The organism is Stenotrophomonas sp. KH_036_B (genome assembly GCF_057839485.1).
Window position 1 is genome coordinate 575663 of the sequence record NZ_CM174491.1, and the last position, 15465, is coordinate 591127.

Genomic DNA, 15465 nt, shown 5'->3' on the forward strand with positions numbered 1-15465 from the left:
GCATGCGTAAGACGGCTGCACCGCCTTGGAAGAAGCCCAACCCGAAGAAGACAGGTAAGGGCCAGCCGATGTCGCAGCTGCAGAAGGATGCAGCGCGGCAGCGCGCCGAGGAAAATGGGCGCGCGTATCCGAACCTGGTGGACAACATGTGGGCGGCGAAGCTGCCGCGCAGCGACTGATGCTGAAGGCGATGCGGTGTGGCATTCCCACCGCATCGTTGCCCGTTGGTGCTGCAACGCCTGATCAGCGCAGCGCGTCCTTGGCGGCACTCAGTGCCTGGTCGGCGCGCAGGAACACGGCGGTAGTGGCCTCGGCCGTGGTGGTCGACGCCGCGCCCAGCAACAGCGCGACCTGCAGGCGTTGGCTGGTTTCACGGGCCACCTGTTCGAGCCGGGCGAGCGTGTCGCCCGCATCCGAACTGCCCAGCACCGCAATGAACTCGCCGCTGCCGGTAACGCGGTTGATGCTGTCGCCGCGCGCCGGCTGCAGGCACTGCTCCAGTTGTTGGTCGAGCTGCTGCAGCTGTCGATCCAAGGCGCGGTCGCCGAGGCGCTGGGCGAGTGCGGAGAGATCCTGCAGTTCCAGCACCACAACGGTGTATGCGCCGGCAGCGTCAGGTGCGGCGGCGGTCTCTTCCACCACGCCCTGTTCCAGAATCGCCGCCACGGCCTGCTCACGCTCGCGGCCACGTCCCTCCATGAGGGTCATGGTCAACCGGGCCAGCGCCTGCAGTGCATCGCGCTGGAGCGGGCTGAGCTCGCGCGGATTGACGTCCAGCACGCACACCGCGCCAACAGCTGCGCCGGTGTCGGTCACCAGCGGCATGCCGGCATAGAAGCGGGCGTCGATGTCCTTGAGCAGCGGGTTGTCGACGAAGCGGTCGTCCAGGGACAGATCCCCGACCTCCATCAAGCGCGACGGCTCGCGGATGGCGTGGTCGCAGACGGCCATGTTGCGTTCGGTCTGTACACCTTCCAGCCCGGTGCGCGCCTTGAACCACTGGCGGTCGCGGTCGATCAGGGTCACCAGCGCCATCGGCGTGCCGCAGACGGCTGCGGCCACTTTGACGATGTCGTCGTAGGCGGGCTCGGGCAGGCTGCCCACGATGTGCAGCGCATCCAGGGCGCGCTGGCGCTCGTTCTCGTCGACGGCGGTGGGGCTCGGACTCATGCAGGTTCCTGAAAAAACGTGGGGCCGATGCCTAGCCTAGGTCAGGCGCCTGGCAGGCTGGTTAAGCCGTGGTGGAGGCGCTGCGCATGGTTCATCTGCGCGCGGGGTCAGCGCCTGACGGCCAGCACCCCGTCCAGCGCCAGCTCGGCCTTGAAGCCGGCCTTCTCCAGGCGCTTGGCCACTTCGCGCGGCACGTCGCGGCCGCTGGTGAGTTTGTTGGGCGCGCCGGTGTAATGGAACATGCGCCCGCCAGCGCGGATCACCCGGGCCAGCTGATCGTAGAACACCTGCGAGTACAGCTCGCCGGCAATGCCGAAGCGCGGCGGGTCGTGCAGGATGGCGTCCACCGAACGGGGCTCCAGACCTTCGATGGCTTCGGATACATCACCTTGGGTCAATGACAGCCGGCCGCCGCTGCTGGCCGCGTCCGGGTCGGGCGACCACGGGTTGAGCGTGCGCAGCCACAGCACGTCCGGATTCTTCTCGAACGACTGGATGCGGGTCACGCCGGCCTCCAGGCAACACGCGGCAAAGTAGCCAAGCCCACCGCAGGTATCCAGGACGGTCTTGCCGGCCGGCGCCACCAGCGCCACCTTGCGGCGCGCATCCTCGAACGGCGAGACCTGCGCGCTGGGCAGCATCTTGATGCCGTCGATCTCGAAGGTGGGCGCATCCCACTCGGTGGGCACCAGCTTGATCAGCGCCGAGCCGAACCGCGACACCGCCGAGAATTCCTCGCCATCCCAGTAGTACAGGGTGCGGTCCCGGGTCTTGCCCGGGTAGGCGTAGGTTTCACCCTTCCACTGCCAGCGCTCCGCACCCAGCACGGCGGTGCCGGTGGAGCGCGCCAGGTCGAGCGAGCCGCTCCATTCGCCTGCGCCGCTGTCGCGCGCGCGGACCAGGGCTTCGGCAAGGGAACGGGTAAGCAGGGGGCCGGTGTAATGGGGCACGGGATCGGGGCGGGCCGTACTGCAGGGCAGCCGGCCGACAGGTAGGAGGGGTGGGCATCGTACCCGAGATGGGTGGTGGGCTGAGTCAGGGAGGCTCGGTGGGGTGGGCCAGCCCGGCGGCGCGCCGCGCAGGCGACAGGGTGGTTGCCGCGCAGCTCCAGCCGCCGTAGGTGCCGGGCCCGCTGGTGGTCAGCTCGGCCTCGTCGGCATGCAGTCCGCGGTAGCCGCACCAGGTGGCGTGGTACATGCGGGTGGCACGCGTCTGGCGCGCGAACTGGTAGGTGAAGGAGCCGTCCGGGTTGGGCAGCAGCACCTGTTCCACCCAGGCGTGCCGGCCTTGGAAGTCCGGCCAGAGCCCCGTTCGGATCACCACCGGGATTCCGTCCGCACCCATTCCGGGGCGGTCACTGAACCCTGGCGGGAAGGGCTCTCCCGTGCCGGTGGACAACAGGTACAGCAGCAGGGCGAACATGGCGAACTCCGGTCGATGCGATGGCGGCCAGTCTGGCCACGCCCGTCTTGCCGCGCCGTGCGCGCCATTCCAGCCGCAGGGATCGGCGCCATTGAAGATGCCAACACTGCGGAGCACGTCACTGCCGGGCGCGCCTAGAATGCGTGCATGCCCGCACTCGCTCACACCCTGCTTCGCCATATCACCTGGGTACTGGCCTGGATCCCGGCCGTGTTGATGACCGCCTGCACGGTACCGCCGGGTGCAGCCTCACCGGTATCGGTACATAACGTGCGCGCGGTGGAGATCCGCTACACACACGATGGCTGGGGCCACACGGACGAAGTGCACCGCCTGCAACGTGGTGCGTCACAGCGGACCTACACCCGCACGTCCAGCGGCACGACGTTTGAGGGCGTGAGCCCTGCAACTGCTACGGTCCCTGCGCAGCGCGTCGGCGAACTGCTGTGGGCGTTGTCGGCCCCAGCGTGGCCGCGCGAGCGCGCGGTGCAGGTGGTGGCGCGCCGCGTGCGTCCCGCTTCCGTGTTGGCGCATGCGTCCGGAGTGTCGCGCGAACGCGTGCCGGGCTGCAGTGCGGACCAGATCCGCAACAGAATACATTCGCGCCTGCAGGGTGGCGCGCTGCGTGCGCAGTTGGATGACTACTACGTGCATGGCTTCTGGACCGATGACTACCCGACGATGCGGGTGGTGATCGAGTACGACACCGGGCCGCCCAAGGTGATCACCTCCAGCTCGCAGAAGTTGTTGATGCTGCCATGGGTGCTGGGCGAGCAACCGGCGCAGGGGGAGCGTGCACCGCAGAACTGGTCGGTGCCCGTCAGCGATGCGCTGCGGCGGCTGTTGCCGCCGGCATCATCCGCCGCTGTCCGTCTGGGCCGTGATGAGTCAACTGCGCTGGCCAGCACGATTGAGCATGCGGCCGTGCAGGACTGCAGGCGGGCGTCGAAGGGAACCTGACCCTTCATTGGGCTGCGGTCCGACGTCTGTGCAGGGGTTGGGCTGATCGCAGCGATCTGCGCGGATTTGCACACTGCGCGCATGGTCACCGACAACCACACCTGGCAACCCGGCAGCGCGTACTTCTTCAGTGCGCACCTGCGCGATCACCACAGCCGCCTGCTGGTCGAACAGGCCCAGGTGTTGCGCCTGGCCTTCCGGGTGGCGCAGCAGGCCCGACCGTTCCGGGTCAATGCCATCGTGGTGCTGCCCGACCACCTGCACGGCGTATGGACGCTGCCGGCGGGCGACGAGGACGGGCATCGCCGCTGGCTGCAGATCCAGGCCGTGTTCGATCGCCAGCTGCCCGGCCAGCCACCGCGCGCCATGGTGCGCCGCGACCGCTGCACGCGGCCGCTCTGGCACAACGATTTCCGCGAGCACCGGCTGGTGGATGCCGAAGACGTGCAGCGCCACATCGCCTATGTGCACCAGAACCCTGTGAAGCATGGGCTGGTGCGCGAGGCCGCCGAGTGGCCGTACAGCTCCATTCACCGCCGCAACGGTGCGGAGGGAGCGCCATGCTGAAATACGGCAGGCGAGTGCCGCGGTGGGCATGCTGCATGGCCGGCACGCGGTTGGGGTGGATGCTGCAGGGGCGCAGGACGCTGCGCCCGCTTGCGCACGCGTCAGCACGCGGCCGCCTGCGCGCGCTGCAGGCGACGGCTGCGCCGGGGGCTGGCGCGGTGCGCATTGGAGCTGCGCGGGATGCCCAGGGGGCTGCTGCTTCCTGCGGGGCCCGGCAGCACGGGGGAGTGGGACGCGGATGCGCACGTTGGCGCGGACCGCTGCCGGTCTTGGGGGAGGTGCGTTGGGGGTACGCGCCGACGGGGAAACCAAGGCCACAGTTGCACATCCGGGGCTCGCCGCAGGCACGTGCCCTGGGTGCGGCGCTTAGCCGCAGGCGACCTGGAAGACCGGCCCGGCGCCGATGAGGACCAGCGCCATGTAGTCACTGTCCTTGGCCTTGCCCTTGAGGGTGGCGCCGGGATTGAAGTGGAAGATGCCGAAGCCCCCGTTGGGGCGAACCAGCGCCTTGTTGATCTGGTCGGCATCGTCGTTGAAGAAGCGGGCGATGTCGGCGCGCGAGGACACCTGCAGCGGCGTCGTGTCGCGCTGCCATTGCTCGTCGCGGTTGAAGGACACGAAGTACACGCCCTGCTCCTGCTCGATGCGGAACTCGGCTGGTTTGCGTGGGTGGGTGGCGTAGCAGCCGAGCAGCGGGTCGGAGGAGAACACGCCGGGGCCGGTGTCGCGATCGCGGCAGGAGGTTAGCAGCAGCAGGCCGGGCAGCAGCAACAGGAACGGAATGGTACGCATCGATGGGTCCCCCCCAGGGACAGGTCTGACGCCATGGTGCGCCGCTGCGTGCCGAGGCCGTGTGTACATGTGGGGTTGGGTGTACGGTTGGGAGACCTACGGAGCACGACCATGTCGCAACCCACCGCTCACCCCCCATCGAAACCCGCTTCCCCCGGTGCCGGGCAACGCTGGCCGCTGTTGGGTGCCTGCAGTTGGCTGGTGGCACCGGCGCTGCTGGCCATGGCGTATGCAACGTCGCAGGCCTCGCCGGATGTGGGCCGGCTGCTGGTCGGTAACGCCGGTGTATCGGTCGGCGTGTTGGCGTCTTCGGTGCTGGGTCTGCTGCTGACCATGGGTTCGCGGGTGCGCCGCGAGCGCTGGCCATGGGTGGGCATCGTGGGCGCGATCATCAGTGCGCTGCCGCTGCTGTTGTTCCTGGCGGGGATGTTGTTGCGGCTGTGATGACTCTGCCGCGCCGCCCGTAGAGCCAGACCGCGCCGTTTGATCGACAGGCGCCGGTTCGATGAACGCATCGCCATGCGCGCAAAAAGTGCCGCTGTCTCGGGACGTGATTCATGCCTGGCTGCGCGTCTTCCGGCATATCCGACGCGCATTGGCAGCATCAAGCGAATGGCTCAGAAGGATAAGAACAATCTTCCATAGCGGTGCCGTTTCTGTATCGAGGGCACAGCACGAGAGTATCCGGGTAAACAGACTGCATGCTCCTTCCACTGGAGATGCAGAATCAGATGAAGACTCTCGCAATAGCGCTCATGGCGTGCCTGCCACTGTCGGGCATTGCCGCCGAGAACGGCGGTCCATTCGAGCGGACAGAGATTGACGGATCAGGCAGGCATCTGATTGTGAGAACGAGCCAGATGCCCGACGTGCAGGGCGAGATTGTGTGGATCGAGCAGCGGCTGCAACCCATCGGTGAGGACAGCTTTCGGTATGACTACCATGATCAAAGCGACGGGACCAATGAATATCACAATGCGTATTGCGCAGCGGGTGGGTTGCTCCCCCAACAAGACGGCGAGATCTACTTCACTGGCGCGTCCAGTGCCTGGGTATGCGGCATCTCAACCCAGTACGGGCCAGATGGTGAAGTTCTGGACGAATAGCAGGCGTTGTTCGTTGGTGCAGCCACGCGTGAGTCACGTCCGGAGACAGCGGCAGGCTTCGCGCGCATGGCGACGCGTGCATCGAACCGGCGCCCGTTGGACAAGCGGCACGGGGTAGCTCTACGGGTTGGTCGGACTTTCAGCCACGCAGGGCGTGGCTCTACGGGTTGGTCGGGGTTTCAGCCACGCAGGGCGTGGCTCTACGGGTTGGTCGGGGTTTCAGCCACGCAGGGCGTGGCTCTACGGGTTGGTCGGGCTTTCAGCCACGCATGGCGTGGCTCTACGGGTTGGTCGGGCTTTCAGCCACGCAGGGCGTGGCTCTACGGGATGGGCGGGCTGGCAGCCAGGTGTGGCTCGGCTGCGCTTCAGTGGCGGTGGCGGCGCCAGGCGTTCCATAGGTGAGTGGCGGCCAGCAGCAGGCTGCCTACCACTGTCATGGGGGTTTCGGCGTCGTGGGTGGGCCACCCTGCGGCGCCTGCCAGGAGCAGCAGGAGGCCGGTGGCTGCGCTGAGGAACGCGGCGGCGGGGAGCCGCTGCTGGCGGTGGGCGCGCCATAAGGCGAAGCCGGTGGTGGGTGCGGCGATGGCGACGAACAGCACATGGACCCATTCGGCCTCGGCCCAGACGCCCATCAGCGGCAATGCGGCCGCAAGCAGCGGCAGGGCGAGGCAGTGCAGCAGGCACAGGCTGGAAAGGGCAATGGCACCGGCGTCGAGCAGGGCGGAGGTGGTCTTCATGGGCGCGGGGGTCAGGAACTCGAAGTGTTATAGAGTAACATTTGAGTGGACGTCGAACCTTTCGCCTTCCTGACTGGATGGGGGCTTGCCGGGCCGAGGGAGCACGCGCAGCGTTGATGGCGTCAGGCGTCAGGCGTCAGGCGTCAGGCGTCAGGCGTCAGGCGTCAGGCGTCAGGCGTCAGGCGTCAGGCGTGAGGCGTGCGGCGTCAGCGAGAGCACCATCTGCAGTTGCACCGCCGACCCCCATAGGGTGGGGGTCGGGCGCATGCTGACGCGCGCGTCGTCGGCGTCATTGGTGTCATCGGCGTCATCAGTGTCAGAGGCGGCGCAGCTGCCAGCCGTCCTCGTCTGCATCCAGCAGGTGGGTCAACTGCACGGCGTCGAGCAGCGCCTGGTCGTGCGAGACGATTACTACGCTGCCTGGGTACTGATTGAGCATCTGCTCCAAGGCGGTGAGCGATGACAGGTCGAGATGGTTGCCCGGTTCGTCGAGCACCAGCAACTGCGGTGGTGCCTGCGCGTACAGCACTGCAGCCAGAGCGGCCTTGACCCGCTCGCCGCCACTGAGCGTGGACAGCGGACGCAGACTGCGGCCGGCGTCCAGCCCGAGCAGGGCCAGCTGGGTGCGCAGGCTGGCTTCGCTGGCGGGTGGGTTGGCCCGCTGCAACAGGCCGAGCGCGGTCTCGTGCGCGGGCAGCGCGGACAGGTGCTGGTCGAGCAGGGCAACGCTGGCCGCGCGGTTGACCTGGCCGGCCAGCGGCGTCAGCTCGCCAGCCAGTACGCGCAGCAGGGTGGACTTGCCACTGCCGTTGCGGCCGCGCACGCCGATGCGGTCACCCCGCTGGATGCGCAGGTCGATGTGCTGCCACGGGGCCTGGACCCACGGCAGCTGCACGCTGGAAAGCTCGGCGACCTGCTGCGGGCCAGGTGCGGCCAGCCGGGGCCCGAGCATGGCGATCTGGACGGCGTCGTCGATGTCTGCCGCTGCATCGCGCACGCGCTGGTCGGCCACTGCACGGCGTGCGAGTTGCTGGGCCTGCATGCGTCCGGCGCTATGCTCGGCGCGGTTCTTCATGCCACCGAGCAGGATGGGCGCCTGGTTGGCGGTACGCGCGTCGCGCTGCGCACGTGACTGGCGATGCTCCAGCCGCTCGCGCTGGTCGCGCAGCGCGGCCTGCTCCTGGCGACGCTCGCGCTTGCGCAGGAGCAGTGCTGCTTCGGCGGCGCTCTGCTCGGCCTGCTTCTGTTCTGCATACAGGTCGTAGCTGCCGCCGTAGCTGCGCAGCCCGGCGGGACCGAGTTCGACGATGCGTTGCATCTGGCGCAGCAGCGCACGGTCGTGGCTGATCACGATGAGGCCACCGCGCCACTGCGCGAGGGCGTCGATCAGGCGCTGGCGATGCGCGGCATCCAGGTGGTTGCTGGGCTCGTCCAGAACGAGTGCGTCGGCGTCGGACAGCAAGGCACCCGCCAACGCCACCTGCATGGCCTGGCCGCCGCTCAGGCGTGCGGCGGGTTGTGCCGGGTCCAGTGCCGGCAGACCCAGGCGCTGCCACTGCGCGTGCAGCCGTTCGCGGATATCCCAGCGATCGCCGACCGTGGCGAAGTCGGCCGGGTCGACGTGGCCGGCTTCAATCCGGGCCAGTGCGTCGAGCAGCGGGGCGACTCCCGCCAGGTCGGCGATACGTCCAGGAATGACGCCGCTGTGCTGGGCCAACAGGTGCACGTGGCCCTGCCGCTGCACGTGGCCAGCGGCAGGTGCGAGGTGCCCGGCGAGCAGGCGGGCGAGCACGCTCTTGCCCACGCCGTTGCGGCCCACCAGGCCAACCCGGGTGGTGTCGAACGTTGCGGAAAGCTCGGAGAACAACACCCGGCCGTCGGGCAGGGTGGACGTCACGCGGTCGAGCGTGAGGGAAAATGCGGTCATGCGACCTCCATGGATGCCAACGACTCCCCCTGCGGACAGGGCGGGAAGGAGACTGGCCGTCAAACGACGGCGGCATCAATGGCGCATGTAGGCATACCTCATCACGGGGGCGGCTGGATGCCGCGGGGGGAGTATAGGGCGCGGGTGGCGTGGAGCGATGAACGGTTGAATAGCGCGTCGCCTGCGGCGTAGAGCCACCCCATGGGTGGCTGTCTCGATGGCGGGCTTGCGCTGTCTGATGGAAGAGCAGACACCCGACAAAACCATGCCCCTTGCCGATGCGGACAGGCCCGGGCGCGTGGCGACGCGTCCAGGGGAATGGCGCCCGATGGTCATGGGGCGCGGGGTGGCTCTACTCTTCGATGCTGTTGGGGTTGCGCATGTCTTCGGGCGCCTTGCCGTACTGCTTGCGACGCAGCTCGTGGAAGGCGACGAATTCGGGCGCCGGCAAGGGGCGGGAGAACAACCAGCCCTGGCCGAATTCGACCTGCCGCGACTGCAGGTAGGCCAGCTGCGCCGACGTCTCGATGCCCTCGGCAACGGTGAACAGGCCCAGCGTCTTGGCCATGTCGATGATGTGCGAGGTGACCGGGCTGGTGGCGCTGTCGGTACCGATGGAATCAATGAAGGACTTGTCGATCTTCAGCGCATCCAGCGGCAGCTGCTGCAGGTACTGCAGGCTGGAGTAGCCCACACCGAAGTCGTCGATGGCGACGCAGTGCCCGGCGCGGCGTGCGGCGGCCAGCGAGGTGCGGGCGCCCTGGATGTCCATGAAGCCGCGTTCGGTGGCTTCCAGCCAGAGCTGCTGTGGATGGATGCCGGTGCCGACGAGCTTGCCGGACAGGACCTTGAGGGCCCGACCACTGCTGACATCACCTGCGGAAAGATTGATGGCGATGTGCGCGCTGCGGTCGTGGACCAGCAGTTCGCGCATGTCGTTGAGCACCAGGTCCATCACGTGGTCGGTCAGGGCTTCGATCAGGCCGGTTTCCTCGGCCACCGGAATGAACAGGTCCGGACGCACCTGGGTGCCGTCGGCGCGCGACCAGCGCACCAGGGCTTCGGCGCCCACGCAGATGCCGGTGTCCAGCTCGATGATGGGCTGGTAATCCATGCGGAACTCGCGGCGACGCACGGCGCTGGCCAGTTCGTTGCGCAGCGACAGGCGCCGGCGCGACAACCATAGGGCCGCCGCAACGGCCAGCGCCGCGCCCAACGCGCCCAGCGGCAGCAGCCGCAGGCCGTGCTGCCGGAAGCTGGTGAGCAGCCCGGTGCGCGGGGCGACGGCGATGGCCAGCCATTCCTGGTCCTGCGCGGTGGCATACCGGCTGCGCGCGGTGCTGCCGTCGTGTGGCTCGCGCAGCAACTCCTCCAACAGGTCCTGGTCGGGCAGCGCCTGCTGGGCGATGAGCCGCCCGTCAGGAGTGGCCACGGCAAGGCGGACGTTGGGATCGGTGATGACGTCGACGAAGCGGTTCGGGTCCATCAGGATGTCGTGGCGGCCCAGCTGCAGCGCGAGCAGGGAGGCGTTGTCACCCGCGACCGGGCGGACCCCGAGGGTGAGGGTGGCGCCGTCGGCGGTGACGTGGTCCGGGGAGGGCTCGGCGATGACGTCCTCGGTCATGCCCCACGAGGTGCAGCGCAGGCGCCCGTCCTCGAAGTAACCGACCTGCTCGGCCGAGTTCGTGGTCAGGGCCAGGCTCCGCATCAGCCGCAGGTGCTCCGGCGAGCACCCCGCCACCGGGGCCTGGTTGAGCTTGCGCAGCGCCAGCAGCCCGGCCTCGTAGGCACGGTTCGCGCGCTGCAGGGTGCGTTCGGCGGTCTGGTGCAGGCGCTGCTGTTCGGCATCCTGGCCGCGGCTCCAGGTGAAAAAGACCACGACCAGGATCGGCAATGCCGCCCCAAGCAGGGCGGCGAGCACGATGGCGGCGATGGTACGGGCGCGCTTCAAGCTGACCTCGATTCCTGGCTGGGCGTGGGAGGCAGGCAACCGAGGAAGGGCCGCCGATGCATGGGTGAGCGCTATATCACCATCTGGACCGGCTAATGGGAACAGGATTTCATGTAGATTCCTGTCGGCTTTTCCCCAGTGTCGGCATCAGGTCGCATTGGCAAGGTGAAGCCGACGAGGCGTGCGGCGGCGCCGCCGGCCCCGGCTGGATTCACCTGCGGTTCGCGCCCTGCGCCGGATGATCGCGCCACCCCACGATCTGGCCGCGCGCTGCGGCCCCGGAGCCATGAAGCCCTTCCTGCCTGCCTTGCTGGCCCTGTTGCCGTTGCTGCTGCCCGGTACGGCGGCGGCGCGCACGGTGTACCGCTGCGTGCAGGGCAACACGGTCAGCCTGGCCACCGCGCCGGAGCCGGGCTCGAAATGCACGCCGCAGCAGGTGGATGACAACACGGTGCAGGCGCCCAACCTGTGGGGCAACATGGGGGTGTTCAGCGGCACGCTGTACGAGCGTGAGCAGGATGGCGAGCTGGTCTACTCCACGCGCAACCTGCCCGGGTCGCGGGTCTTCCTGAAGTTCACGGTGTCCACGCCGCCCGGCGAGCCGGCCCACGAGGGGCTGGGCAAGGTGGGCGCGCCGCAGCTCAACCGCCATGCGAAACAGTTCAAGGCCGCCGCGCGTGCCACCGGGGTGGAAGACGCCTGGCTGCGCGCGATTGCCCATGCCGAAAGCGGCTTCGACGCCGGTGCGGTGTCGCCCAAGGGCGCGCAGGGCGTGATGCAGCTGATGCCCGATACGGCCACCGAGCTGGGCGTTGCCGACCCGCTGTCGGCCGAGCAGTCGATCAACGGCGGCGCGCGCTACCTGCAGGCACTGCTGAAACGCTACAAGGGCGACCGCACGCTGGCCGCAGCGGCCTACAACGCCGGCATCGGTGCGGTGACGCGCTACAAGGGCGTGCCACCCTATGCCGAAACGCTGGCCTACGTGGAGAAGGTGAGCGCGCTGTACGTGCGCTACCGCGAGGCGATGGGGTTCAAGGTGGAAACGCCTGCGCGCTAGGCGCAGGCGCACGCGCTACTCGTTGTACAGCGCATAGCTGTCCATGCGGCCGACCCGACGCACGGCCGCCTTGACGTCGGCACGCTGCACGAACTGCTCCCAGCGGGCGTGCGTTTCAAGCTCGCCGGGCAGCAGCGGTGAGATGCTCAATTCCTGAAGCTCCAGCAATGCGTCGCCGCGCTCAAGAGGATCGGCCAGCCGGGTGGCCAGCACGGCAGCGGCCGCATCCAGACGACCATCGGCGACCAGCGCGGCCATGTAATGGGCGGTGGCATCGTCGCGGCGGGCGAACAGGGCGTCACGCGCGCGCTGCGCGGCTGCGGCGTCCTTGAGCTGCAGCGCGGCGACCAGTTCGATCAGCTGGCGGGCAGCTTCCCCGTAGGCGTTGAGGTCGCCCAGGTCCTTCACGGTCTGGCGTGCGAGCGCCGGCCGATGCAGTGAGATGTAAAGATGGGCCAGGCCGAACTGCTGGTCGGACAGGCCGCTTGGCTCGGCCATGCGGACGGCCAGCATCTGGGTGTTGACGGCCGCGTCGCTCTGGCCGAGCTGGCGCTGGGCGCGGGCACGGACGTCGAGCATCCAGCCCACCGAGCGTGCCTGCGCCTCGCTCGGCTGCGTGGTGGACTTCGCTGCGACATCGGCCAGCGTCTGGGTCATGCCGATGACCTCCTGTGGCTGACCGGCAACCAGCAGGGCGTAGCTCAGCTGGACCGCCACGTCATTGATGCCGGGCGACAGCATCGTTTCCACCCGCAGCCGGTCGATATGGCGCTGTGCCGACGCCTCGGGATCGAAGCGCGACCCGCTGCGCTGCACGTAACGGTCGAAGCGCCTGTCACTGCGCAGTTTCACCAGCGCGAGGGGTTCATCCACGCGCTCCAGCGTGGCCGCGACCTTGTCCTGCTGGCCGGCGTCCAACTGGAGCGTGGCCAGGGACACCCACAAGGACGCCGGCTCGATGCCGTCGCTCTTCCAGCCGTGGTCGAACAGGGCCTGCAGCAACGCCCGGCGCCTTGCCGGGGAATGCTTCAACGACCGGTCCAGATGCCAGACCATGTTCTTGTCGAGTTCGGCCGTGCCCTCGGTGTTGTCCAAGGCAAGGATGACATTGTCGGCAGCGGCATCGACCTGATTGTCGCCGAGCTGATTGCCAGCCAGCGTCAGGCGCGCCAATGCGTTGCGCGGATTGATCGACAGCGCGGTCTGCAGTCGTTCTTCGGCCAGTGCCTGCTGGTTCTGCTGCCCGGCGACGATGGCGGCCGACAACCAGGTGTCGCTGCGCCGCGCGGGGTCGAGCATGGACAGGCGCGGATCGGCGAGCAGGCGCTCGAAGGCGATCAGTGCGCCCGAGGTGTCGCCGAGATGCCATTGCTCGGTGGCGGCATCCAGTGCGTCCTGGTAACCCCCGATGGCCACGGCCGCTTCCTGGGCGACATCGACGCTGCCGTGCCCGGCCGCGTTGGCGCCGGCGATGGGCGCGGCACAGAGCGACAGCAACACGATCAAAGCAGTACCGGAACGGCAGCGCATGCGGTGTTTCCTTCCTTGGCGTAGGCGTTGATTGAAACCGGAACGACGGATCGGCACAAGCGGCGCCCATCGCGCAAGGGTTTGCAGCGCGGCGGCGAGCGATTAAGGTCGTGTCCCGAACAGGCAGCAGGCAAGGACAGCAATGACGCGTGGACGATGGGCGATGGCGGTGCTGGTCGCCGTGCTGATGGCGGCGGCACTGGCCTGGACCTTCCTGCGCGAACCGGCCGCGCCGACCGCGCCGCCGGGACCGGTCGCCACGGCGCTGGGCTGGACGCCGGAGATCAGCCTGCTGGCCGGCGACGGCGTGGGTGGCTGGCGCGACGGTCCGGGTGCGCAGGCACGCTTTGCCGATCCGTATGGGCTGGCCGTGGATGGACAAGGCGTGCTGTACGTGGCCGATGCCGGCGACAACAACCGCATCCGCCGCGTCTACCCGGACGGGCGCGTGGACACGCTGGCCGGGCAGGGGGAGGGCTGGCGGGATGGGCCGGCGCTGCAGGCGCAGTTCAATACGCCGTCGGCGATCGCCATCGACGCGGCGGGCAGTGTGTTCGTGGCCGACACCGGCAACCACGTGATCCGCCGCATTGGCACCGACGGAACGGTGAGCACGATTGCCGGCGATGGCAGTGCCGGCTTTGCGGATGGCCCGGCGGCGCAGGCGCGCTTCAACGGACCGATGGGCGTGGCGGTGGATGCCGGCGGACGCGTGTTCGTGGCCGATACCTGGAACGACCGCATCCGCGTGATCGAGCCCGATGGCCAGGTGCGCACGCTGGCCGGTGGCGACGCGCCCGGCAATGTGGACGGCGCGGGCGTGGGGGCGCGGCTGGATACACCGGTGGCACTGGCGCTGGATTCGCACGGCAACCTGCTGGTTGCCGACCTGTTCAACGGGGCGATACGGCGGCTCGCGCTGAACGGTACGGTGGATACGTTGTTGGCCCAGGGCAGCGTCATCAACGGGCCGCTGGCGCTGGCGGTCACGCATGACGACGTGGTGTACGTGAGCGATTTCGACGGCAAGGTGGTGCAGCTGTCCGCGCTTGGGCACGTGCTGGACCTTACCGGCGTGGCGTCGCAACCGCGGTTCTCGCGGCCGGGCGGGCTGGCGCTGGATGCGGAGGGTGGGCTGTACCTGTCGGATGCGGCGTCGTACCGCGTGCACCGGCTGCGCGCGCTGGCTGCCGGTGCCGTGCCGCCACCGGCGCTGGTTGGCCCCGCGCCCGATGCCGCGCTGCCCGATACCGGTGGGCGCTGGCCGCTTGCCCCGCAGCTGGGCTGGCATGAAGTGGTTGGCACGTTGGGCGAAGTGCGCGGCACCTTCAGTGGCGAGAGCCGCCACCACCTGCATGACGGCTTCGATATCCGTGGCGATGTGGGGCAGACGGTGCTGGCGATTGCCGATGGCAAGGTCAGCAGCCCGTTTCCCAGCTGGTCGCTCGGCGGGCAGGCCGAAGGACTGTCGCTGGATCGCTTGCGCTACATCCATATGAAGGTAGGCCGCGATGCGGGCGACCGCGCGTTCGATGCGCGCTGGCCGCAGCTGCGGGACCTGGATGGCAAGCTGGAGCGCGTGCGGGTGCGTCGTGGCACGCGCTTCAAGGCCGGTGAACCGCTGGGCAGCATCAATCGCATGGCGCACGTGCACCTGAGCGTGGGTGCCGGCGGCTTCCAGCGCAACGCGGTGGCGCTGGGCTTCGTGGGATATGCCGATACGTTCGCGCCGCGCATCACCGAGGTGGCGCTGCTGGATGATGCGGACCAGCCCATGTCGCCAGGGGCAGACGTTCGCGTGGCGGTGCCGCGCCAGGGCCCGGGCGTGCAGATCGTGGTGGAGGCGTGGGACCAGGTGGACCGCAACCTGCCACGCCGCCGCCTGGGTGCGTACCAGGTGGGGTACCAGATCCTGGATGCGGCGGGCACGCCGCTGACGGGCTATGAGCAGCCGCGCTTCAACATCGTGTTCAACCGGATGCCGCGCGAGAACAGCGCCACGGTGGTGGCGTATGCGCCGGACAGCGGCATCACGGTGCATGGCAGCGCGGTGACGCGCTTCCGCTACCTGGCGACCAATACGGTGCGCGATGGGCGGGTGGACACCGGGCGCTGGCAGCCGGATGCGTTGCCGGCAGGGGACTACATCATCCGCGCCAGTGTGCGCGATTACAGCGGGAACGAGGGGGTGGGGGTGCGCGAGTTGAAGGTCACCTTGTTGCCTTGATGCCTCGAGCTACAAC

15 protein-coding genes are annotated in these 15465 nt (G+C 68.6%); 7 read left to right on the forward strand and 8 right to left on the reverse strand.

Annotated elements, in window-relative coordinates; genetic code table 11:
• Positions 1-2: 2 nt before the first annotated feature.
• A complete protein-coding gene (locus AC3ITN_RS02560) occupies positions 3-179 on the forward strand; it encodes a hypothetical protein (protein WP_489391979.1) in 177 nt (58 codons plus the stop codon).
• A 64-nt stretch (positions 180-243) separates the two neighbouring features.
• Here the strand turns inward: AC3ITN_RS02560 and AC3ITN_RS02565 are convergent, their stop codons facing one another.
• From AC3ITN_RS02565 to AC3ITN_RS02575, 3 genes are all read right to left on the reverse strand, one after another.
• Positions 244-1170 (reverse strand): diguanylate cyclase domain-containing protein, encoded by a 927-nt coding sequence (locus tag AC3ITN_RS02565; RefSeq protein ID WP_489391980.1) that lies wholly within the window; start codon positions 1168-1170, stop codon positions 244-246.
• A gap of 107 nt (positions 1171-1277) precedes the next feature.
• Positions 1278-2120 (reverse strand): class I SAM-dependent methyltransferase, encoded by an 843-nt coding sequence (locus AC3ITN_RS02570; RefSeq protein ID WP_489391981.1) that lies wholly within the window; start codon positions 2118-2120, stop codon positions 1278-1280.
• Between the two features lie 85 nt (positions 2121-2205).
• Positions 2206-2592: a hypothetical protein gene (locus AC3ITN_RS02575; protein WP_489391982.1), complete on the reverse strand. Its 387-nt coding sequence runs from the start codon at positions 2590-2592 to the stop codon at positions 2206-2208.
• Between the two features lie 147 nt (positions 2593-2739).
• On the opposite strand from AC3ITN_RS02575, the gene AC3ITN_RS02580 reads away from it, so the two are divergent.
• Positions 2740-3552 (forward strand): hypothetical protein, encoded by an 813-nt coding sequence (locus tag AC3ITN_RS02580; protein WP_489391983.1) that lies wholly within the window; start codon positions 2740-2742, stop codon positions 3550-3552.
• Positions 3553-3633: 81 nt separating this feature from the next.
• Positions 3634-4119, forward strand: a complete 486-nt coding sequence (locus tag AC3ITN_RS02585; RefSeq protein WP_489391984.1) for an REP-associated tyrosine transposase — start codon at positions 3634-3636, stop codon at positions 4117-4119.
• 366 nt (positions 4120-4485) lie between these two features.
• Here the strand turns inward: AC3ITN_RS02585 and AC3ITN_RS02590 are convergent, their stop codons facing one another.
• The gene (locus AC3ITN_RS02590) at positions 4486-4911 is read right to left on the reverse strand and encodes a hypothetical protein (protein WP_489391985.1); all 426 of its coding nucleotides are present in this window, start codon (positions 4909-4911) and stop codon (positions 4486-4488) included.
• Between the two features lie 111 nt (positions 4912-5022).
• Here AC3ITN_RS02590 and AC3ITN_RS02595 point away from each other — a divergent pair, with 111 nt between their 5' ends.
• Both AC3ITN_RS02595 and AC3ITN_RS02600 read left to right on the forward strand, forming a co-directional pair.
• The gene (locus AC3ITN_RS02595; protein ID WP_489391986.1) at positions 5023-5355 is read left to right on the forward strand and encodes a hypothetical protein; all 333 of its coding nucleotides are present in this window, start codon (positions 5023-5025) and stop codon (positions 5353-5355) included.
• A 287-nt stretch (positions 5356-5642) separates the two neighbouring features.
• Positions 5643-6017 (forward strand): hypothetical protein, encoded by a 375-nt coding sequence (locus AC3ITN_RS02600; RefSeq protein ID WP_489391987.1) that lies wholly within the window; start codon positions 5643-5645, stop codon positions 6015-6017.
• 365 nt (positions 6018-6382) lie between these two features.
• Here AC3ITN_RS02600 and AC3ITN_RS02605 read toward each other — a convergent pair whose 3' ends face one another.
• The 3 genes from AC3ITN_RS02605 to AC3ITN_RS02615 all read right to left on the reverse strand — a co-directional run bounded on the left by AC3ITN_RS02605 (position 6383) and on the right by AC3ITN_RS02615 (position 10632).
• Positions 6383-6754 (reverse strand): MerC domain-containing protein, encoded by a 372-nt coding sequence (locus AC3ITN_RS02605; RefSeq protein ID WP_489391988.1) that lies wholly within the window; start codon positions 6752-6754, stop codon positions 6383-6385.
• Positions 6755-7070: 316 nt separating this feature from the next.
• Complete coding sequence (locus AC3ITN_RS02610) at positions 7071-8681, reverse strand: ABC-F family ATP-binding cassette domain-containing protein (protein WP_489391989.1); 1611 nt, start codon at positions 8679-8681, stop codon at positions 7071-7073.
• A 352-nt stretch (positions 8682-9033) separates the two neighbouring features.
• Positions 9034-10632: an EAL domain-containing protein gene (locus AC3ITN_RS02615; protein WP_313347947.1), complete on the reverse strand. Its 1599-nt coding sequence runs from the start codon at positions 10630-10632 to the stop codon at positions 9034-9036.
• Between the two features lie 286 nt (positions 10633-10918).
• On the opposite strand from AC3ITN_RS02615, the gene AC3ITN_RS02620 reads away from it, so the two are divergent.
• Positions 10919-11692: a lytic transglycosylase domain-containing protein gene (locus AC3ITN_RS02620; RefSeq protein ID WP_313347948.1), complete on the forward strand. Its 774-nt coding sequence runs from the start codon at positions 10919-10921 to the stop codon at positions 11690-11692.
• A gap of 15 nt (positions 11693-11707) precedes the next feature.
• Here the strand turns inward: AC3ITN_RS02620 and AC3ITN_RS02625 are convergent, their stop codons facing one another.
• On the reverse strand, positions 11708-13222 hold the full coding sequence (locus AC3ITN_RS02625) for a hypothetical protein (protein ID WP_489391990.1): 1515 nt from the start codon (positions 13220-13222) through the stop codon (positions 11708-11710).
• A 142-nt stretch (positions 13223-13364) separates the two neighbouring features.
• On the opposite strand from AC3ITN_RS02625, the gene AC3ITN_RS02630 reads away from it, so the two are divergent.
• A complete protein-coding gene (locus AC3ITN_RS02630) occupies positions 13365-15449 on the forward strand; it encodes a gluconolaconase (protein ID WP_489391991.1) in 2085 nt (694 codons plus the stop codon).
• Positions 15450-15465 lie beyond the last annotated feature (16 nt).

What these genes read in the sequence shown, in the direction of transcription:
- AC3ITN_RS02560 (WP_489391979.1), top strand. Translation starts at nt 3, where the DNA reads ATGCGTAAGACGGCTGCACCGCCTTGGAAGAAGCCCAACCCGAAGAAG.
- AC3ITN_RS02565 (WP_489391980.1), bottom strand. Translation starts at nt 1,170, where the DNA reads ATGAGTCCGAGCCCCACCGCCGTCGACGAGAACGAGCGCCAGCGCGCC.
- AC3ITN_RS02575 (WP_489391982.1), bottom strand. Translation starts at nt 2,592, where the DNA reads ATGTTCGCCCTGCTGCTGTACCTGTTGTCCACCGGCACGGGAGAGCCC.
- AC3ITN_RS02580 (WP_489391983.1), top strand. Translation starts at nt 2,740, where the DNA reads ATGCCCGCACTCGCTCACACCCTGCTTCGCCATATCACCTGGGTACTG.
- AC3ITN_RS02585 (WP_489391984.1), top strand. Translation starts at nt 3,634, where the DNA reads ATGGTCACCGACAACCACACCTGGCAACCCGGCAGCGCGTACTTCTTC.
- AC3ITN_RS02590 (WP_489391985.1), bottom strand. Translation starts at nt 4,911, where the DNA reads ATGCGTACCATTCCGTTCCTGTTGCTGCTGCCCGGCCTGCTGCTGCTA.
- AC3ITN_RS02595 (WP_489391986.1), top strand. Translation starts at nt 5,023, where the DNA reads ATGTCGCAACCCACCGCTCACCCCCCATCGAAACCCGCTTCCCCCGGT.
- AC3ITN_RS02600 (WP_489391987.1), top strand. Translation starts at nt 5,643, where the DNA reads ATGAAGACTCTCGCAATAGCGCTCATGGCGTGCCTGCCACTGTCGGGC.
- AC3ITN_RS02605 (WP_489391988.1), bottom strand. Translation starts at nt 6,754, where the DNA reads ATGAAGACCACCTCCGCCCTGCTCGACGCCGGTGCCATTGCCCTTTCC.
- AC3ITN_RS02610 (WP_489391989.1), bottom strand. Translation starts at nt 8,681, where the DNA reads ATGACCGCATTTTCCCTCACGCTCGACCGCGTGACGTCCACCCTGCCC.
- AC3ITN_RS02620 (WP_313347948.1), top strand. Translation starts at nt 10,919, where the DNA reads ATGAAGCCCTTCCTGCCTGCCTTGCTGGCCCTGTTGCCGTTGCTGCTG.
- AC3ITN_RS02625 (WP_489391990.1), bottom strand. Translation starts at nt 13,222, where the DNA reads ATGCGCTGCCGTTCCGGTACTGCTTTGATCGTGTTGCTGTCGCTCTGT.
- AC3ITN_RS02630 (WP_489391991.1), top strand. Translation starts at nt 13,365, where the DNA reads ATGACGCGTGGACGATGGGCGATGGCGGTGCTGGTCGCCGTGCTGATG.